The sequence below is a fragment of the Pseudonocardia xishanensis genome (assembly GCF_039541715.1).
GTDB classification, from domain to species: domain Bacteria; phylum Actinomycetota; class Actinomycetes; order Mycobacteriales; family Pseudonocardiaceae; genus Pseudonocardia; species Pseudonocardia xishanensis.
This window is the reverse complement of the sequence record NZ_BAABGT010000069.1, coordinates 86,483-105,455: the sequence shown is the minus strand read 5'-3', so window position 1 is coordinate 105,455 and position 18,973 is coordinate 86,483. Positions and strand designations below refer to the sequence as shown.

Annotated in this window: 17 protein-coding genes; 15 read left to right on the top strand and 2 right to left on the bottom strand. The window is 73.6% G+C overall.

Features of this window, described 5'->3' with window-relative positions; all coding sequences use genetic code 11:
* The first annotated feature begins 2 nt into the window (after nt 1-2).
* On the top strand, nt 3-866 hold the full coding sequence (gene mutM, locus ABD993_RS22380; protein WP_345421779.1) for a bifunctional DNA-formamidopyrimidine glycosylase/DNA-(apurinic or apyrimidinic site) lyase: 864 nt from the start codon (nt 3-5) through the stop codon (nt 864-866).
* Here the strand turns inward: mutM and ABD993_RS22375 are convergent.
* Both ABD993_RS22375 and ABD993_RS22370 read right to left on the bottom strand, forming a co-directional pair.
* Complete coding sequence (locus ABD993_RS22375) at nt 844-1,878, bottom strand: magnesium and cobalt transport protein CorA (protein WP_345421777.1); 1,035 nt, start codon at nt 1,876-1,878, stop codon at nt 844-846. The genes mutM and ABD993_RS22375 overlap by 23 nt on opposite strands.
* 17 nt (nt 1,879-1,895) lie before the next feature.
* The gene (locus tag ABD993_RS22370) at nt 1,896-2,600 is read right to left on the bottom strand and encodes a CAP domain-containing protein (RefSeq protein WP_345421775.1); all 705 of its coding nucleotides are present in this window, start codon (nt 2,598-2,600) and stop codon (nt 1,896-1,898) included.
* A 22-nt stretch (nt 2,601-2,622) separates the two neighbouring features.
* Here ABD993_RS22370 and ABD993_RS22365 point away from each other — a divergent pair, with 22 nt between their 5' ends.
* The 14 genes from ABD993_RS22365 (at nt 2,623) to ABD993_RS22300 (ending at nt 18,914) form a co-directional block, all read left to right on the top strand.
* A complete protein-coding gene (locus ABD993_RS22365; protein ID WP_345421772.1) occupies nt 2,623-2,913 on the top strand; it encodes an acylphosphatase in 291 nt (96 codons plus the stop codon).
* A 66-nt stretch (nt 2,914-2,979) separates the two neighbouring features.
* Nucleotides 2,980-3,387, top strand: coding sequence for a VOC family protein (locus ABD993_RS22360; RefSeq protein ID WP_345421770.1), 408 nt, complete (start codon nt 2,980-2,982; stop codon nt 3,385-3,387).
* Between the two features lie 33 nt (nt 3,388-3,420).
* On the top strand, nt 3,421-7,143 hold the full coding sequence (locus ABD993_RS22355; protein ID WP_345421767.1) for an AAA family ATPase: 3,723 nt from the start codon (nt 3,421-3,423) through the stop codon (nt 7,141-7,143).
* Between the two features lie 527 nt (nt 7,144-7,670).
* Entirely contained in the window at nt 7,671-8,927 is a 1,257-nt protein-coding gene (gene ftsY / locus ABD993_RS22350; protein WP_425569105.1) for a signal recognition particle-docking protein FtsY, read from the top strand.
* Nucleotides 8,928-9,185: 258 nt separating this feature from the next.
* Nucleotides 9,186-10,532, top strand: coding sequence for an ammonium transporter (locus tag ABD993_RS22345; protein WP_345421761.1), 1,347 nt, complete (start codon nt 9,186-9,188; stop codon nt 10,530-10,532).
* A gap of 5 nt (nt 10,533-10,537) precedes the next feature.
* A complete protein-coding gene (locus ABD993_RS22340) occupies nt 10,538-10,876 on the top strand; it encodes a P-II family nitrogen regulator (protein ID WP_093079604.1) in 339 nt (112 codons plus the stop codon).
* 150 nt (nt 10,877-11,026) lie between these two features.
* Nucleotides 11,027-11,365: a P-II family nitrogen regulator gene (locus ABD993_RS22335; protein WP_345421757.1), complete on the top strand. Its 339-nt coding sequence runs from the start codon at nt 11,027-11,029 to the stop codon at nt 11,363-11,365.
* Nucleotides 11,366-11,399: 34 nt separating this feature from the next.
* On the top strand, nt 11,400-13,793 hold the full coding sequence (locus ABD993_RS22330; RefSeq protein ID WP_345421754.1) for a [protein-PII] uridylyltransferase: 2,394 nt from the start codon (nt 11,400-11,402) through the stop codon (nt 13,791-13,793).
* 60 nt (nt 13,794-13,853) lie between these two features.
* A complete protein-coding gene (locus ABD993_RS22325; protein ID WP_345421751.1) occupies nt 13,854-14,480 on the top strand; it encodes an AAA family ATPase in 627 nt (208 codons plus the stop codon).
* A gap of 52 nt (nt 14,481-14,532) precedes the next feature.
* Nucleotides 14,533-16,068, top strand: coding sequence for a signal recognition particle protein (gene ffh / locus ABD993_RS22320; protein WP_345421748.1), 1,536 nt, complete (start codon nt 14,533-14,535; stop codon nt 16,066-16,068).
* A gap of 6 nt (nt 16,069-16,074) precedes the next feature.
* Nucleotides 16,075-17,130 (top strand): amidohydrolase family protein, encoded by a 1,056-nt coding sequence (locus tag ABD993_RS22315; protein ID WP_345421952.1) that lies wholly within the window; start codon nt 16,075-16,077, stop codon nt 17,128-17,130.
* 248 nt (nt 17,131-17,378) lie between these two features.
* The gene (locus ABD993_RS22310) at nt 17,379-18,086 is read left to right on the top strand and encodes a CPBP family intramembrane glutamic endopeptidase (RefSeq protein ID WP_345421745.1); all 708 of its coding nucleotides are present in this window, start codon (nt 17,379-17,381) and stop codon (nt 18,084-18,086) included.
* 151 nt (nt 18,087-18,237) lie between these two features.
* The gene (gene rpsP / locus ABD993_RS22305; protein ID WP_345421742.1) at nt 18,238-18,678 is read left to right on the top strand and encodes a 30S ribosomal protein S16; all 441 of its coding nucleotides are present in this window, start codon (nt 18,238-18,240) and stop codon (nt 18,676-18,678) included.
* A complete protein-coding gene (locus tag ABD993_RS22300; protein WP_093079585.1) occupies nt 18,675-18,914 on the top strand; it encodes an RNA-binding protein in 240 nt (79 codons plus the stop codon). The genes rpsP and ABD993_RS22300 overlap by 4 nt, the downstream gene beginning before the upstream one ends.
* The last annotated feature ends 59 nt before the right edge of the window (nt 18,915-18,973 follow it).

Here is an 18,973-nt window from a genome sequence, read left to right as displayed (position 1 = left end):
CAGTGCCCGAGCTTCCCGAGGTCGAGGTCGTCCGGCGCGGGCTCGCCGAGCACGTCCTGGACCGCACGATCACCGAGGTCCGCGTCGACCACCCGCGGGCCGTGCGCAGGCACGCCGCGGGCGGCGAGGACTTCGCCGCGCGGCTGAAGGGCCGCACGATCACGGCCGTCTCCCGCCGAGGCAAGTACCTCTGGCTGGAGATCGGCGAGGACGAGGCGGTCATCGCCCACCTCGGCATGTCCGGGCAGATGCTCGTCGCGGACGCCGAGCGTCCCGTCGAGAAGCACCTCCGGATCCGCTTCTCCTTCGCCGATGCGGGTCCCGAGCTGCGGTTCGTCGACCAGCGCACGTTCGGCGGCCTGTCGATCCACCCGCTCGTCGACGGGGTCCCGGAGCCCGTCGCGCACATCGGCCGGGACCCGATGGACCCGCTCTTCGATCTCGACGCCGCCGTCGCCGGGATGCGTCGGCGCCGCACCGAGCTCAAGCGGGCGCTGCTGGACCAGACGATCGTCTCCGGGATCGGCAACATCTACGCGGACGAGGCGCTCTGGCGTGCCCGGCTGCACGGCCTGCGCCCCACCGAGAAGCTGACCCGCAGGCAGGGCGTCGCCGTGCTGGAGGCGGCCTCCGAGGTGATGGTCGAGGCGCTCGCCCAGGGCGGCACGAGCTTCGACGCGCTCTACGTCAACGTCAACGGGGCCTCGGGCTACTTCGACCGCTCCCTGAACGTCTACGGCCAGGGCGACCGGGCCTGCCGCCGCTGCGGCACCCCGATCGTCCGGGAGCCGTTCATGAACCGCAGCTCGTACTCGTGTCCCCGCTGTCAGCCCCGGCCTCGACCTAGAGCCAGCCGCGTCTTTTGAAGATCAGGTACAGCCCCCCGCCGAGCACGAACATCAGCCCCACGGCGAACGGGTAGCCCCAGGCCCAGTGCAGCTCGGGCATGTGGTCGAAGTTCATCCCGTAGATCCCCGCGACCAGCGTCGGCGTGAAGAGGATCGCCGCCCAGGACGACACCTTCTTCATCTGCTCGTTCTGGTCGAACCCGGCCTCGGTCAACCGGGTCATCTCCTCGTTCTGCCGCTGCCCGACGAGCGTGGAGTTCACGGTGAGGATGTTCGCCAGCAGGTCCCGCAGCCCCTGGGTGCGCTCGCGGACCCGGGTGGCGTGGTCGTTGACGTCCCGGAAGAGGCGGTGCAGCTCGAGGTCCGGTTCGTCGCTCTTCTTCGACAGCCGCATCCGCAGCTCCTCGAAGACCTCCGCCAGCGGCTCCACGGCGCGCTGGAACTCGATGACCTCGCGGGAGAGCTCGTAGATCCGCTGCGAGACCGCAGGGTCGCCGCCCCAGACCTGGGACTCGATCTGGTCGACGTCGTCCTGGAGGCCGTCGAGCACCGGCCCGTAGTCGTCGACGATCTTGTCCAGCACCCCGTAGAACACCGCGAACGGGCCGTGGGACAGCAGCTCAGGGTCGCCCTCCAGACGCTGCCGGACGGCGCTGAGGTCCGGTTCCGCGGCATGCCGCACCGTGACGACGAACGACGGGCCGAGGAACAGGTGGATCTCCCCGAGCTCGACCTCCTCCTTGTCGTCCAGGTACCGCGCCGGGCGCAGCACCACGAAGTCGGTGTCGCCGTAGCGCTCCAGCTTGGGGCGCTGGTGGCCGTGCAGGGTGTCCTCCACGGCCAACTCGTGCAGGCCGAACTCCTTCTCGACCTCCGCGATGTCCGACTCGGTCGGCCGCAGCATCCCGATCCAGCAGAAGGAGTCCGGCTGCTCGTCGCACTGCCGCAACGTCTCGATGGTCTGATCGAGCGACTCCGGCTCCCGCGCGCGCCGCCCGTCGACGTACACCGCGTTGTCGACCACCGTCATGTGCGCAGCGTAGACGCCTACCGGCCGAAGTCCTGGGTCCAGTAGGCCCCGTCCGGGTCGTAGCCCACCCCGATGGTCCGCAGCGAGCAGTCCTCGATGTTGCGACGGTGGCCGGGGGAGTCCAGCCACGCGGCGACGACGTCGTCCGCGGTCTCCTGGCCCATCGCGATGTTCTCGGCGCCGGGCTCGGGGTAGCCTGCCGCGCGCAGCCGGTCGCTGAAGTCCCGCCCGTCCAGCGAGTCGTGGGCGAAGTATCCCCGCGCCGCCATGTCCGCGCTGTGCGCCTGGGCGGCGGCGGTGACCCGGTCGTCGGGCTGCAGCGGGTCACAGCCCGCCCGCTCCCGGGCGACGTTCGTCAGCGCGACGACCCGGGCCGCCGGTCCCGTCGCGACCGGGATGTCCGTGGTGGGCGGGGCCGGGGCCGGACGCGTGGTGGACGTGGGGGTGATGGTCGGGGCCTGCACGGCTGCGACCGCCTCCGCGACGGGCGCCGCGACCGGGGCGGGAACGGGTCGCGGCGCGGGTGACCGCGTCGTGGGCGACGGCGCGACCACGCGGATCGGGACGGGGTCCGCGGTCTGCGCCGGGGTGCTCTGCCCGGCGAGTGCGACCGACCAGCTCGCGGGAAGGACGGCGAGCACCCCGAGCCCCGCGAGCAGCGCCCCGGCGGCGAGCGCGGCGAGGAGGGGGAGCGCTCGCCGGCGAGCGTTCGGACCGATCACGGTCCGGTAACGTAGCCGAGCGATGAGGAGCAACGAGGAGGCGACCGTTCGGCTCAACGCCTGGGTGAGCGGCCATGTGCAGGGGGTCGGGTTCCGCTGGTGGACGCGGGCCCGTGCGCTGGAGTTGGGCCTGGTCGGCGAGGCGCGGAACCTGCCGGACGGGCGGGTGGCCGTCGCCGCGGTCGGCGACCGGGCGGCGTGCGTGGCCCTGCTGGAGCTGCTGCGGGGTGCCGGGGCCCCGGGCCGGGTGGACTCCGTGGCCGAGCAGTGGGTCGCGCCGACGGGGGAGTGGACGGACTTCGCCGAGCGGTGAGTTCTCGTCGGTCCCCGGGTCTACGGTGCGTCCCACATCCAACACACGGCTCCGTGGAGGCCCGAGATGTCCGTTCGGCTCAACCCCTACCTGCACTTCGACACCACCTCGCGCGCGGCGCTGGAGTTCTACCAGTCCGTGCTCGGCGGCTCGCTGGAGATCATGACCTTCGGCGACATGGGCTCGCCCGGGCCGGTCCCGCCGCCCGAGGGCGTCATGCACGGGCAGCTCACCACCCAGGACGGGTTCGTGCTCATGGCGTCGGACGGGGACCCGGACCACCCCGCCGGGAGCACCGGGAACGTGTCGGTGAGCATCTCGGGGGACGAGTCGGACAAGATCGCGGGCTGGTTCACCGCGCTCGCGGAGGGCGGGGTGGTGGACGTCCCCTTCGAGAAGCAGATGTGGGGAGACCACTTCGGCCAGGTCACGGACCGGTTCGGCGTCCGCTGGCTGCTCAACGCCGCCGGGTAGAGTTCCGCGGATCGCACTCGACCCGGGGGACCCGTGCATCTCAAGAGCCTGACGCTGAAGGGCTTCAAGTCCTTCGCCTCGGCCACGACGCTGCGCCTCGAACCCGGGATCACCGCCGTCGTCGGGCCGAACGGGTCCGGGAAGTCCAACGTCGTCGACGCCATCTCCTGGGTCCTCGGCGAGCAGGGCGCCAAGGCGCTGCGTGGCGGGAAGATGGAGGACGTGATCTTCGCGGGCACGTCCGGGCGGCAGCCGCTCGGACGTGCCGAGGTCACGCTGACCATCGACAACTCCGACGGCGCGCTCCCCATCGAGTACTCCGAGGTCTCGATCACCCGGCGGATGTTCCGGGACGGGGCGGGCGAGTACGAGATCAACGGCAGCTCCTGTCGGCTGCTGGACATCCAGGAGCTGCTGTCGGACTCCGGCATCGGCCGGGAGATGCACGTCGTGGTCGGGCAGGGCCAGCTCGACACGATCCTGCGGTCCAAGCCCGAGGAGCGGCGCGCCTACATCGAGGAGGCGGCGGGCGTCCTCAAGCACCGCAAGCGCAAGGAGAAGGCGCTGCGGAAGCTGGACGCGATGCAGGCCAACCTCACCCGGCTCACGGACCTGACCACCGAGCTGCGGCGCCAGCTGAAGCCGCTGGGCCGCCAGGCGGAGATCGCGCGCAAGGCGCAGCAGGTGCAGTCCGAGCTGCGGGACTCGCGCATCCGGCTCGCGGCGGACGACATCGTCACGCTGCGGGACTCCCTCGCCCGCGAGGAGGCGGACGAGCAGCAGGCCCGGGCACGGCGGGCCGAGGTGGCGGCACAGCTGGACGAGGCCCGCGCGGTCCAGTCCGAGCTGGAGGAGGCCCTCGCGGCGGACGCGCCGCGCCTGCAGGCCGCGCAGGACACCTGGTACGCGCTGTCCGCGCTGGCCGAGCGGCTGCGGGGCACCGTCCGGCTGGCCGAGGAGCGTGCCCGACACCTCGCCTCCGCGGGCGAGGCGCGCCCGCCCGGCCGGGACCCGGACGAGCTGGACGCCGAGGCGGACCTGGTCGCCGAGCAGGAGGACGAGCTGGTCGCGGGGGTCCTGGAGGCCCGGCAGCGGCTGGCCGAGGTGCTGGAGGAGCGCGCCGAGCACGAGCGCACCCTGCAGGCCGCCGAACGGGCGCACCTGGCGGCGGTGCGGGCCATCGCCGACCGGAGGACGGGCCTGGCCACCCTGGCGGGCAAGGCCGAGGCGCTGCGGTCCTCGGCTGCGGCGACGGCGGAGGAGATCGAGCGGCTCTCGGAGGCACTCGGCGAGGCCGAGGCCCGGATCGGCGAGGCCGCCGAGGAGCTGGAGGCCGCGCGCGAGGAGCTCGGGGTGCTCGCGGAGGCGGACGCCGGCGACCTGGCCGAGCGGGTCGAGTCGGCGGGGGAGGGCCACGAGTCGGCCGCGGCGCGGGTGCGGGAGCTGGTCGCACAGGAGCGGGAGCTGGAGAAGCAGCGGGCGCACTGGCGGGCCCGGGTGGACGCGTTGTCGGTCGGGTTGGCGCGCAAGGACGGCACCGGCGCGCTGCTGGAGTCCGGGTCGGCGGGCGTGCTCGGCGCGGTCGCCGAGTTGATCGAGGTCGCGCCGGAGGCGAGGACCGCGATCGCCGCGGTGCTCGGGGAGCTGGCCGAGGGTGTCGCGGTCGCGGGGCCGGGCGCCGCCGTCGAGGCCCTCCGCGACCTGCGCGCAGGCGACCACGGCGCCGCGACCCTCCTGGTCGGCACCCCCGCCCCCACGACCCCGCCCCGAGACCCCGCGAGTGCGACCCAGCAGCCCACGAGTGCGACAGGACAGCCCGCGAGTGCGACAGCACGGCCCGCGAGTGCGACAGCAGGGCACGCGAGTGGCACGCCGGGCACCGGTGGCGCGGTGGGTGCGGGCGGGCGGGTCGCGCTGCCCGTCGCCGACGCGGCCCCGCCCGCGGGGCGCTGGGCGGCCGAGGCCGTGCGCGCGCCCGGCGGACTGGCCGCGGCGGTCGCGGTGGTGCTGGAGCGGGTCGTGCTGGTCGGGTCGCTGGACGACGCGCGGGTGGTCGCCGAGGCCGGGCTGGTGGCCGTCACCGCCGAGGGGGACGTGCTCGAGCTGCACCGTGCCCGTGGCGGGTCGGGTGGGGGCGGGGGCGCGCTGGAGGTGCAGGCCGCCGTCGACGAGGCCGTCGCCGCACGGGACGCCACCGACGCCGAGCTCGCCCGGCTGCGCCCCGCGCTCGACGGGGCCCGGGCCGAGGAGGCGGCTCGCAAGCAGGAGGTCGAGGCCGCGACCGCCGCGCGGCGGACCGCCGAGCAGCGGCGGTCCGCGGCGGGCAGCCAGCTGGGGCGGCTGGAGCAGGTCGTCCGTTCGGCCGAGCAGGAGGCGCAGCGGCTGCGGCAGCGGCGCGATGCCGTCGAGTCCCGGCGGTCGGACTCGCTGCTTGCCCTGGAGGCCGCCGAGCAGCAGCTGTCCGTGGCGGAGGGCGAGCCGGTGGACGACGAGCCGGACACCGAGGTCCGGGACACCGCCGCGGACAACCTCGCCGCCGCCCGGTCCGAGGAGGTCGAGTGCAGGCTCGCGCTGCGCACCGCGGAGGAGCGGGCGCGCGCGATCGCCGGGCGCGCGGACTCCCTGCGCAGGCAGGCCGCGTCGGAGCGGCAGGCGAGGGCACGGGCCGAGGCGGCCCGCCGGGAACGGGAGCGGGGTGCCGCCGTCGCCGAGCTGGTGACCGGCGCCGGGGCGAGGGCGCTGGAGCGCATGGAGGTCTCGCTCGCCTCGGCCGCCGCCGAGCGGGACGAGGTCGCCGCCGCCCGGGCGGACCGGGAGGCCGCGCTCACCGAGGCGCGCGCGACCAGCGGTCGGCTGTCCGGGCTGCTGGACAAGCTCGTCGACGCCGTCCACCGGGACGAGGTCGCGCGCGCCCAGTCGCGGCTGCGGTTGGAGCAGCTCGTCGAGAAGGCGCTGGGGGACTTCGGGATCGGCGTGGACGACCTGGTCGCCGAGTACGGCCCCGCGGTCGGGGTGCCGCCCTCGCCCGCGGAGATGGCGGAGTACGAGGCGGCCAAGGAGCGCGGCGAGGACGTCGTCGCGCCGCCCGCGATGCCGTTCGACCGGCCGACCCAGGAGCGCCGGGCGAAGCGCGCCGAACGGGACCTCTCGCTGCTGGGCAAGGTCAACCCGCTGGCGCTGGAGGAGTTCGCGGCGCTCGAGGAGCGCTACACGTTCCTCTCCACGCAGCTCGAGGACCTCAAGAACACCCGCCGTGACCTGCTCACCGTCGTCCGCGAGGTGGACGACAAGATCCTCGAGGTGTTCACGCAGGCGTACACGGACGTCGCGCGGGAGTTCGAGACGGTGTTCGCCACGCTCTTCCCGGGCGGCGACGGACGGCTCGTGCTCACCGACCCGGACGACATGCTGACGACGGGCATCGAGGTGGAGGCCCGACCTCCGGGCAAGAAGGTCAAGCGGCTGTCGCTGCTCTCCGGCGGCGAGCGCTCGCTCACCGCCATGGCGCTGCTGGTCGCGATCTTCCGCGCCCGGCCCTCGCCCTTCTACGTGCTGGACGAGATCGAGGCCGCCCTGGACGACGCGAACCTCCGCAGGCTCATCTCGCTGATGGAGGAGCTGCGCGAGACCTCGCAGCTGATCGTGATCACCCACCAGAAGCCCACGATGGAGGTCGCCGACGCGCTCTACGGCGTCTCCATGCGCGGAGATGGCATCACCACCGTCATCTCCCAGCGCCTCCGCCCCGCCTCGTAACCCGCGGCGCGGCGCTCCCGGCGGCGTGGAAGGCTGGGGGTGTGACGACGCAGACCCTCTGGATCCTCGTAGCAGTGGTCGCGGTGATCGTGCTGATCGCGCTGGTCGCGGGCCTCACCATCAGCCGCCGCCGGAAGATCAGTCTGCGCGAGGCCGAGGAGCTCGAGGCCGCCGAGCAGCCGAAACCCCGCCAGGGCAACGTGTACAAGCCCACCGGCGCCTTCGACTTCTCGGCGGGCGGCGAGACGGCGACGGCCGAGCGCCCCACCACCCCGGAACCGGCGAGCGACACCGCCGCCACCGTCGCGCCCGAGTCCGCCGCCACCGAGTCCGCCGCCACCGAGTCCGCCGCCACCGAGTCCGCCGCCACCGAGTCCGCCGCCACTGAGACCGCCGCCACCGAGACCGCCGCCACCGAGTCCGCCACCGAGACCGCCGTCCCGCGGTCCGTCGCACCGGAGACCACCACTCCCGAGTCCCCCGACCTGGAGACCCCGGCCGCCGCGGGGACCGCGTCCGGCACCGTCGTGACCGGCCCGACGCAGGTCACCGGAACCGACGAGCCGACCAGGACCCGCCCGCCCGGGGACGAGCTGACCGGCACTGCGGACGACGTCCGCACCCCGCCCCGCGGCCTGCCGACGGGCGGCACCGCCACCGAGGCGCGCACGCCCCCGGAGGGCATCGCGGTGGTCCGGGAGCCGGACACCGCCACCCCGCCGGACGGCCTCCCGGCCACCCCGGCCGCGGACACCACGACCGCGCCCCCGACCACTGCGCCCCCGACCACCGCGCCCCCGACCACCGCGCCCCCGACCACCGCGCCCCCGACCACCGCGCCGCCCACCCCCACCGAGCAGATCGCCCCGGCCGAGGGGCGGATCGAGCGGCTGCGCGGCAACCTCGCCCGATCCCGCTCGGCGTTCGGGCAGAGCCTGCTCGGGCTGTTGGGCGGCGGTGAGCTGGACGAGGAGTCGTGGGAGGACGTCGAGGCCACGCTGCTGCAGGCGGACCTCGGCCCCGAGACGACCGGCGAGATCGTCGAAACGCTGCGCACCGAGCTGGCCCGCAAGGCGGTCCGCACCCCCGCCGAGGCGAAGGCCCTGCTCCGCCAGGTCCTGACCGACGCCCTGCGTACCGACATGGACCGCTCGATCCGCGCACTGCCGCACGACGGGCGGCCCGGGGTGCTGCTCGTCGTCGGGGTGAACGGCACGGGCAAGACCACCACCACCGGCAAGCTGGCCCGGGTGCTCGTCGCCGGGGGCAGGCACGTCGTCCTCGGCGCCGCCGACACCTTCCGCGCGGCCGCCGCCGAGCAGCTGCAGACCTGGGGGGAGCGGGCGGGCGCCGTCGTCGTCCGGGGTGCCGAGGGGGCCGACCCGGCCGCCGTCGCGTTCGACGCGGTGAAGCGCGGGACCGCGGACGGCGCGGACGTCGTGCTGCTGGACACCGCGGGCAGGCTGCACACCAAGACCGGCCTGATGGACGAGCTGGGCAAGGTGAAGCGGGTCGTCGAGAAGCAGGCCGAGGTGGACGAGGTCATCCTCGTCCTGGACGCGACGACCGGTCAGAACGGCATGATCCAGGCCCGGGTCTTCGGCGAGGTGGTCAAGGTCACGGGGATCGCGCTGACCAAGCTGGACGGCACGGCGAAGGGCGGCATCGTCTTCCGCGTGCAGCGCGAGCTCGGGGTGCCCGTGAAGCTCGTCGGGCTCGGTGAGGGGCCGGACGACCTGGCGCCCTTCGAGCCCGGAGCGTTCGTCGACGCCCTCCTCGGATGATCACCCACGGTCGGTGACGCGGCAGCGAACAGCACGAAACGGTCACATTTCCGGTCACGGAGTGCTCACGGTCGGTCGCAGGACGGTTACGAAACCTGGATGTAACTCGCCGAGGAACGGGGTTCACGGCGCTGAAACATAGGGCCATCTTCCCGGAAACATCCCGCTTGGATTCTCTCGGCACCTGCCGCGCCGACGGTGCGGTGACGAACGGGAGGGAGTTCCGTGGAAGGCTTCGACAGCGGCGATACCGCGTGGATGCTCGCGAGCACTGCGTTGGTGCTGTTCATGACGCCCGGTCTTGCGTTCTTCTACGGGGGCATGGTTCGTAGCAAGAGCGTCCTGAACATGATGATGATGAGCCTCTCCTCGATGGGGCTCGTCGGCGTCCTGTGGGTGCTCTACGGCTACTCCATCGCCTTCGGGAACGACGTCGGCGGCGGCCTGCTGGGCAACCCCTTCGAGGCCTGGGGCCTGAAGGGTCTGTTCGTGGGCACGTACTCGGCCGACGTCGCCGAGTCGTCCTACGTGCTGTCCGGCTCGATCCCGGCGCTGGTGTTCGTGGGCTTCCAGGCCACGTTCGCCATCATCACCGTCGCCCTCATCTCGGGCGCCGTCGCGGACCGCATGAAGTTCGGCGCGTGGATGCTCTTCGCGGGCCTCTGGGCGACCATCGTCTACTTCCCGGTCGCGCACTGGGTGTTCGCCTTCGACAGCGACACCGTGACCGGTGGCTGGATCGCCAACCAGCTCAAGGCGATCGACTTCGCCGGTGGTACCGCGGTCCACATCAACGCCGGTGTCGCGGCGCTCGCGCTGGCCATCGTCGTCGGCAAGCGCAAGGGCTGGCCGCGTGAGCCCATGCGGCCGCACAACCTGACCCTGGTCATGTTGGGCGCGGGCATCCTGTGGTTCGGCTGGTTCGGCTTCAACGCCGGTTCGGCCCTGGGCGCCAACGGCACCGCCGCCTTCGCGATGATCAACACGATCGTCGCGACCTGTGCCGCGATGCTCGGCTGGCTCGTCACCGAGCGCATCCGGGACGGCAAGGCCACCAGCCTCGGCGCCGCCTCCGGCATCGTCGCGGGTCTGGTCGGCATCACGCCGTCCTGTTCCTCGGTCTCGCCGTTGGGCGCGATCCTGCTCGGCGCGATCTGTGGTGTCCTCTGCGCCCTGGCTGTCGGCCTGAAGTTCCGCTTCGGCTACGACGACTCGCTCGACGTCGTCGGCGTCCACCTCGTCGGTGGTCTCGCCGGCACCATCCTGGTCGGCTTCCTGGCCGACCCGGGCTCCCCGGCCGCGGTCGCGGGCCTGTTCTACGGCGGTGGCGTCGACCAGCTCTGGCGCCAGGTCGTCGGTGCGCTCGCGGTCCTGTTCTACTCGGGCATCCTGACCTTCGTCATCGCGCTGATCGTCAAGGCGATCTTCGGTGGGAGGATCCGGCTCAGCGAGGAGGACGAGACCACGGGCATCGACGAGTCGGAGCACGCCGAGACGAGCTACGACTTCTCGAGCCACCGCGGGCTGCCGGGCAACGCGGGGACCCCGCGTCCCGACGCCGCCACGGTGGGTGCCCAGTCGGTCGTCGCAGGTAAGGAAGGCTGACCCGCATGAAGCTCATCACCGCGATCGTCAAGCCGTTCGTGCTGGAGGACGTCAAGGGCGCCCTCGAGCAGATCGGGGTCCTCGGAATGACCGTCTCCGAGGTCCAGGGCTACGGCAGGCAGAAGGGTCACACCGAGGTCTACCGCGGCGCGGAGTACTCGGTGGACTTCGTGCCCAAGGTCCGGGTGGAGGTCGTCGCGGACGACACCCTCGCGGACAAGGTGGTCGACGCGGTCGTCGAGGCCGCGCGCACCGGCAAGATCGGCGACGGGAAGGTCTGGGTCTCCCCGGTCGAGACCGTCGTCCGGGTCCGGACCGGCGAGCGCGGGACCGACGCGATCTGACGTCCCCTCCGTCGTGAGGCCGCTGGGGCCCGTCGTGTCGATCTCGGCACGGCGGGCCTCCGGCGTCTCCCCACCGGATGCCGGATTCCTCCCGTTCGTCCCGCTTCGCGACGGGGCGACGCGCCCACCATCGATCGGAGAACATACGCGATGATGCTCGTGACGGCGATCGTTAAGCCCTTCGCCCTGGACGACGTCCGGGCCGGACTGGAGCGGCTCGACGTGGCAGGCATGACGGTCAGCGAGGTGACCGGCTACGGCCGTCAGCGCGGCCACACCGAGGTCTACCGCGGCGCGGACTACCAGGTGGACTTCGTGCCGAAGGTGCGGATCGAGATCGTCGTGGACGACGCGGTGCTGGAGAAGACGATCGACACCGTCGTGCAGGCCTCCCGGACCGGGAAGATCGGTGACGGGAAGGTCTGGGTGGTCCCGTTGGAGACCGTCGTGCGGGTGCGGACCGGGGAGCGGGGCCCGGACGCGCTGTGAGCCATCTGAACTGCACCGACGGTCGAGCGGGTCGGTGACGGCGGTGGGATCGGGGCCCGCCTCGGGGTCCGCGGACGACCTGGTCAGGGCGAAGGCGGTCCTGCTCGACCAGCACGGCGGACGACGTCGGCTCGCACCGGACGCACTGCGGACGGCGCTGGTCGACCTGCACGACTTCTGGCTCTCCTCGCGCTGCGCCGCGATCGGGATCACCGACCGCGCGGCACTGGTCGCCGTCGGCGCGCTCGGCAGGCGCGAGCTCTGCCCCTACTCGGACCTGGACCTCGTGCTGCTGCACGACGGCCGCAAGGACGTCGACCGGCTCGCCGAGCAGCTCTGGTACCCGCTGTGGGACGCGGGCGTGGGCCTGGACCACTCGGTGCGCACCCCCGGGCAGGCCGTCCAGGTCGCGGCCACGGACCTGCGCGCCGCCTACGGGTTGCTGGAGCTGCGCCACATCGCGGGCGACCCGGCACTGTCGGAGAAGGTCGCGCAGGCGGTCCGCCAGGCCTGGCGGGCCGGCATGCGCAACCGCTTCGACGAGATCGCGGACTCCGCGCGGGACCGGTGGGCCAAGGTCGGGGACGTCGCGCACCGGGTCGAGCCGGACCTCAAGTCCGGGCACGGCGGGCTGCGGGACATCCAGCTGCTGGACCATCTCGCCGTCGCGCAGCTGGTGGACCGGCCGTCGGGTGAGGTGCTCGAGGCGCGGATGCTGCTGCTGGACGTGCGCACCGAGCTGCACCGCCTCTCCGGCCGCGCGCGGGACGTGCTGCGCGCGCAGGAGGCGGACGAGATCGCGACGATCCTCGAGCTGGGGGACCGGTTCGACCTCGCCAGGGCGATCTCCGGGGCCGCTCGCGCCGTCGCGTTCGCCGCGGAGGTGGGGTTGCGCGCCGCGAAGGCCGCGCTGCCGCGCCGCGGACTGTCCGCCCTGCGGCGGGCGCCGGTGCGCAGGCCGCTGGACTCCGGTGTCGTCGAGCACGCGGGGGAGGTCTCGCTGGCGCGAGACGCCACCGCGAACCGGGATCCCGCGCTGGTCCTCCGGGTCGCCGCGGTGGCCGCGCGGACCGGGCTGCCGGTGGCCGCGGGCACGCTGGCGCGGCTCGCCGAGACCGCGCCCGAGCTGCGCGAACCGTGGCCGCGAGCCGCGCTGGGCGAGCTGCTGTCGCTGCTCGGCACCGGCGAGGGCATGGTCGACGTGATCGAGGCGCTGGACCGCACCGGTCTGTGGGGCAGGCTCTTCCCCGAGTGGGGCGCGGTGCGGGACCTCCCGCCGCGGGACCGAGCGCACGTCTGGACCGTGGACCGCCACCTCGTCGAGACGTGCGCGCAGTCGGCGAAGCTGACCACCCGGGTCTCGCGGCCGGACCTGCTGCTGGTCGGGGCGCTGCTGCACGACATCGGCAAGGGCCGCGGCGGGGACCACTCGGAGGTCGGGGAGTCGCTGGCGCTGCAGATCGGGCGCAGGCTCGGCTTCGGCCCGCACGACGTCGAGACCCTCGGCGCGATGGTCCGCCACCATCTGCTGCTGCCGCACACCGCCACCCGCCGGGACCTGGACGACCCGTCCACGCTGCGCCGGATCGCGGACACCCTCGGCGGCAGCCCGCTGCTGCTGGACCTGCTCGACGCGCTCGCCGAGGCGGACTCCCTGGCCACCGGCCCGGGGGTGTGGACGCCGTGGAAGCGCGCGCTGATCCGGGACCTGACCGCCCGGGTGCGGGCGGAGATGATCGGCGAGCCGCCGCCGGGACCGGTGCAGCTCGCGGACTCCGCGGCCAAGGCGGCGGAGGAGCTCGTCGCGTTGGTGGTCGCGGACGGCACCGCCCAGCTGCGGCTACTCGCCGAGGACGACCTCGCGACCGTGGTGTCGGTGGTCCCGGACCGTCCGGGCGCACTGTCCGCCGCGGCCGGGGTACTGGCGCTGCACTCGCTGGACGTCCACGCCGCGGAGGTGCACGTCGACCGCGGGGTGGCCGTGGCCAGCTTCGCGGTGTCGCCGCGCTTCGGCGGCCTGCCGGACCCGATGCTGCTGCGCAGCGAGCTGGTCCGGGTGCTCGACGGGACCCTGGAGCTGGGGGAGGCGTTGGCGCGCAAGGAACGCGACTACGCGCCGACCTCGGAGGTGGCCGAGCGGACCGCTCCGCCACGGGTCCTGTGGTTCGACGACGAGGCGACCGGCGCCGTCGTCCTCGAGCTGAGGGGCCGCAACCGGATCGGGCTGCTGCACCGGGTGGCGGGCGCGCTGGAGAAGGAGGGGATCGACACCCGCTGGGCGCGCGTGGAGACCCTGGGCGCCTCGGTCGTCGACTCCTTCGGCGTCTCGGGTTCCGGCCCCGAGGGCCACATCCCCCGCCCCGACCGCACACGCATCGAACAGGCGGTCCTGGTGGCCGCGGGCGATCGCCCGGTGCCCACCCGCTGAGGCCCGCTGTGAACGTCCGGGCGGACGGAACGAACGGGACCGATCGGACGTTGGCCGCCCATGACCCGCGCACTTCCCGCTCCCGGCGACACCCCCCGCCGCGCCCTCCCCGTGCCCGGCGGCCCGGTGTGCCTCGACGTCCCCGGTCGGGCGTTGCTGCTGGTCGCGGGGGTGCCGGGGGCGGGGAAGAGCACGCTGCTGCGCAGGCTTCCGCCGGGGGACGGGGTGCGGGTCCTCGACTCCGAGGTTCAGCGGGCCGTACTCGGGCGGGTGTTCCCGGGGATGCCGTACCCGCGGCTGCGGCCGTGGGTCCACCTGCTGCACCGGCTCGCGGTCGTCGCGGCGGCGTGCGGGGCGGCGCCGACGGTCGTCGTGCACCTGCCCGCCACCGGGCGCGGCCTGCGCTCGGCCGTGGTCGTCCTCGCCCGGCTGACCGGCCGCACCCCGCACCTGCTGTGGATCGAGGCGCCCGCCGGGGAGGCGCTGCGGGGGCAGGCCGAACGCGGCCGGGTCGTGGAGCGGGGCTCGTTCGCCCGGCACGTGGCGCGTGCCGAGGGCGTGGCGTCGAGGATCCGGGGGGACGGCCTGGGCGAGGGTTGGGTCGGGGAGACCGCGCTGGAGCGCCGCGAGGCCGCGGCGGGCCTCGCGCTCGCCCGGTCCGCGGCGTCGGCGGATCCGCGGCGCTGAGCCGCACCGGACCGCCTGCATACCCCCGCGATCGGCCCGTAGACTCGCCTGCGTGTTCGACACCCTGAGCGACCGCCTGTCCGGAGCGCTGCGTGACCTGCGCGGCAAGGGCCGGCTGTCCGACGCCGACATCGACACCACGGCGCGCGAGATCCGCATCGCGCTGCTCGAGGCCGACGTCGCGCTGCCCGTGGTGCGCGCGTTCATCACCCGGATCAAGGAGCGGGCCAAGGGCGTCGAGGTCAGCCAGGCGCTGAACCCGGCCCAGCAGGTCGTCAAGATCGTCAACGAGGAGCTCGTCGGGATCCTCGGCGGCGAGACGCGGCGGCTCGCGCTGGCCAAGGAGCCGCCGAGCGTGATCATGCTCGCCGGCCTCCAGGGTTCCGGCAAGACCACGCTCGCGGGCAAGCTCGCCAAGTTCCTGGGCGGGCAGGGGCACACCCCGCTGCTCGTGGCCTGTGACCTGCAGCGTCCGAACGCCGTCAACCAGCTGCAGATCGTCGGCGAGCGGGCCGGGGTGCCCACGTTCGCGCCCGAGCCCGGCAACGGCGTCGGCGACCCGGTCGACGTGGCGCGGCGCGGCATCGCGTTCGCCCGCGAGAAGCAGTACGACATCGTCATCGTCGACACCGCGGGTCGTCTCGGTGTGGACGCGGAGCTGATGCGGCAGGCGTCGGACATCAAGGCGGCGGTCCAGCCGAACGAGACCCTGTTCGTCGTCGATGCGATGATCGGTCAGGACGCGGTGGCCACGGCCGAGGCGTTCCGGGACGGCGTCGGGTTCAGCGGCGTGGTCCTCACCAAGCTGGACGGGGACGCCCGCGGTGGTGCGGCGCTGTCGGTCCGCGAGGTCACCGGCCAGCCGATCCTCTTCGCGTCCAACGGCGAGAAGCTCGAGGACTTCGACGTCTTCCACCCGGACCGCATGGCGTCGCGGATCCTGGGCATGGGGGACCTGCTCACCCTGATCGAGCAGGCCGAGCACGTCTTCGACGCCGAGCAGTCGCAGAAGGCCGCGCAGAAGATCTCCTCCGGCGAGCTGTCGCTGGAGGACTTCCTCGAGCAGATGCTCGCCATCCGCAAGATGGGCCCGATCGGCAACATCCTGGGCATGCTCCCCGGCGCGAACTCCGCGCAGATGAAGGAGGCGCTCGCCCAGGTCGACGACAAGCAGCTGGACAAGCTGCAGGCGATCATCCGCGGCATGACGCCCGCGGAGCGCGCCGACCCGAAGATCATCAACGGGTCGCGCAGACTGCGCATCGCCAACGGCTCCGGGGTCACCGTCTCGGACGTGAACGACCTGGTCAACCGGTTCTTCGAGGCCCGCAAGCAGATGAAGGCGATGGCGGGTCAGTTCGGCTTCGGCGGCGCGGGCCGCTCGGCCACGCGCAAGCAGGTCAAGAACAAGCGCAAGGCCAAGCAGGCCAAGAAGGGCGGGCGGCCGAACCGGGCCCCCGCGAACCCGTTCGGTGCCGATCTGTCGCAGATGCCGCCGAGCCTGCAACAGATGCCCCCGGGCCTGGACGGGCTGCCCGCGGACTTCGACATCAGCAAACTGAACTTCGGGGACAAGAAGGGCAAGTAGGTGGCCCTGCACCTGCGCGGCACCGTCCTGCCGGACGGGGGCCGCGACCTGTACGTCGACGACGCCGGACTGGTCAGCGCCTCGCCCGTACCCGGGGCGGACGCGGTCGACGCCCCGTTCATCCTGCCAGGGCTGGTGGACGCGCACTGCCACGTCGGCATCGCGACCGGCGGATCGGCCGCGACCCTGGAGGAGTGCGAGGAGCAGGCGGTCACCGAGCGCGGGGCGGGCGCCCTGCTGCTGCGGGACTGCGGTTCGCCCACGGACACGACCGCGCTGCGCGGCCGCCCGGACCTGCCGGAGATCATCCGGGCCGCGCGGCACCTGGCCCGGCCCAAGCGCTACATCCCCGGCCTGGCGATCGACCTGGACGACCCCGCCCTGCTGCCGGACGCCGTCGCCGCGCAGGCCGCGGCGGGCGACGGGTGGGTCAAGCTCGTGGGGGACTGGATCGACCGGGGCGTCGGGGACCTGGCCCCGCTCTGGCCGGACGACGTGCTCGAGGCCGCCATCGACGCCGCGCACGCCGCGGGCGCCCGCGTGACCGCGCACGTCTTCGGCACGGACGCCCTTCCCGGCCTGATCGAGGCCGGGATCGACTGCATCGAACACGGCACGGGCCTCACGGACGAGCTGATCGCCGAGATGGCCTCGCGGGGCACCGCGCTGGTCCCCACACTGATCAACATCGACAACTTCCCGGACATCGCCGCGGGCGCGAGCCGGTACCCCGTCTACGCCGAGCACATGCGGGACCTGCACCGGACCGTGCGGGACACCGTCGGCAAGGCGCTCGACGCCGGGGTGCCCGTCTTCGCGGGCACGGACGCGGGCGGCGGGATCCGGCACGGCCGGATCGCGGAGGAGGTCGAGGCGCTGCACCGGGCCGGGCACCCGGACGCCGTCGGTGCCGCCTGCTGGGCGGCGCGGGTGTGGCTCGGCCGTCCGCTGCTGGACCCGGGCGCACCCGCCGACCTGGTGGTGTACCGCGAGGACCCGCGTGTCGACCCGGCGATCCTGCGGGACCCGGCGCTCGTCCTGCTCGGCGGCCGCGCCTACTGAGACCGCGGGCGATGGGGCGGCCCCCGCACGGCGCCGGTAGCGTCGTCCGTGTGGGCCAGCCCGACTCTCCCGACCCGCGCACCGCCACCCCGACAGGGGAGCCGTCCGCCGGGTCCGTCGTCCCCGGCCCGAGCGAGCCCGGTCGACCGGTCGCCGGTCGAGCCCTGCCCGACTCGTCACCGCCCGATTCGTCTCCGCTCGATTCGTGTCCGCCCGGTCCAGGTGAGCCCGGTCCGCCCCGCCCGCTGGTGGCGGGGGAGCTGCCGCACCGGTGGGGGATCTGGTCGTACGTCCTGGTCGAGGTGCTGTTCCTCGCCGTCTCGTTCGCGATCGGCCGGCTGCTCGTCGGGCCCGACGGCCCCACCGCCACGGGTGTGATCCTCGGCCTCTCCGTGCCGACCCTGCTCGCCGCGGGCGTCGCGCTGCTGATCACGCGGGTCCGGGGCAACGGGCCGCGGATCGACCTGGGCCTGCACTGGACGGCCCGGGACGTCGGGATCGGTCTGCTGTTCGGGTTCGGCGGGCTGATCCTGAGCATCCCGGCGTCGCTGGTGTTCGTCGCGGTCGTGGGCGAGGAGAACGCGACGACCGCCGTCGGGCAGGCGTTCAGCGGCCTGGAGGTGGGCTGGCCCGTCGCGCTGCTTGTGTTCGTCCTCGTCGCGTTCGTGGCACCCGCCTGCGAGGAGATCGTGTACCGCGGCCTGCTCTGGGGGGCGGTGACCAAGCACGGCGCGAACCGGTGGGTGGCGTTCGCGATCACCACCGTGCTGTTCGCGGTGGCCCACCTGGAGCTGACCCGCACGCCGTTGTTGCTGGTCGTGGCGCTGCCGATCGGCCTCGCGCGGGTCGTCACCGGGCGGCTGCCCGCCAGTATCGTGGCGCACCAGGTGAACAACCTGGTCCCCGCGCTGGCCCTGGCGCTGGCGCTGACCGGGGGGATCCCGCTCGGCGTGTAGCGGGTCTGGCAGAATGGGGCGTCAGGTCCGTGGCCGGCCCTCTACCGTCGCCGCGGCCGATCCAGTAACACGAGTGAGCGAGCCGTACCCCCACGCGGTCCTGCGCTGACTCACGAGCAGCACACACGATCCGCGAGGAGCACCGAAGAGCGTGGCCGTCAAGATCAAGCTGATGCGTCTGGGCAAGATCCGTCAGCCGTACTACCGCGTCGTCGTCGCCGACTCGCGCACCCGCCGCAACGGGCGCGCGATCGAGACCATCGGCAAGTACCACCCCAAGAACGAGCCGAGCCTCATCGAGATCGACTCGGAGCGCGCGCAGTACTGGCTGGGTGTCGGCGCGCTGCCGACCGAGCCGGTGCAGCACCTGCTCGAGATCACCGGGGACTGGCAGAAGTTCAAGGGCCTGCCCGGCACCGAGGGCACCCTGAAGCCGCAGCCGGAGAAGGTCGACAAGCTGGCCCGCTTCAACGCGGCGCTGGCGGCGGCGGGCGAGGAGCCCGCCACCGAGGCGACCACCCCGAAGAAGAAGGCCCCGAAGGCCGAGAAGGCCGACTCCGACGACACCGCCGCTGAGTCGACCGAGTCGTGAGCGTGCTGGCGGACGCCCTGGAGCACCTGGTCCGGGGCATCGTCGACCACCCGGAAGAGGTGCGGGTCGAGCTCGTCACCAACCGGCGGGGCCGCACGCTGGAGGTCCGGGTGCACCCCGAGGACCTCGGTAAGGTCATCGGCCGCGGCGGGCGCACCGCGACGGCGCTGCGCACCGTGATGGGCGGCATCGGCGGTCGGGGCGTGCGGGTCGATGTCGTCGACACCGACCGATAGGTCGTCGTCGGGACGGCCCGAGGGATCGTCCTCGGGTCGGGCCGTTGGAGCGTCGCCGG

Coding starts and splice junctions, on each gene's coding strand:
- ABD993_RS22335 (WP_345421757.1), top strand. CDS start 11,027: ATGATGCTCGTGACGGCGATCGTTAAGCCCTTCGCCCTGGACGACGTC.
- ABD993_RS22325 (WP_345421751.1), top strand. CDS start 13,854: ATGACCCGCGCACTTCCCGCTCCCGGCGACACCCCCCGCCGCGCCCTC.
- ABD993_RS22365 (WP_345421772.1), top strand. CDS start 2,623: ATGAGGAGCAACGAGGAGGCGACCGTTCGGCTCAACGCCTGGGTGAGC.
- ABD993_RS22360 (WP_345421770.1), top strand. CDS start 2,980: ATGTCCGTTCGGCTCAACCCCTACCTGCACTTCGACACCACCTCGCGC.
- ABD993_RS22375 (WP_345421777.1), bottom strand. CDS start 1,878: ATGACGGTGGTCGACAACGCGGTGTACGTCGACGGGCGGCGCGCGCGG.
- ABD993_RS22340 (WP_093079604.1), top strand. CDS start 10,538: ATGAAGCTCATCACCGCGATCGTCAAGCCGTTCGTGCTGGAGGACGTC.
- ABD993_RS22345 (WP_345421761.1), top strand. CDS start 9,186: ATGCTCGCGAGCACTGCGTTGGTGCTGTTCATGACGCCCGGTCTTGCG.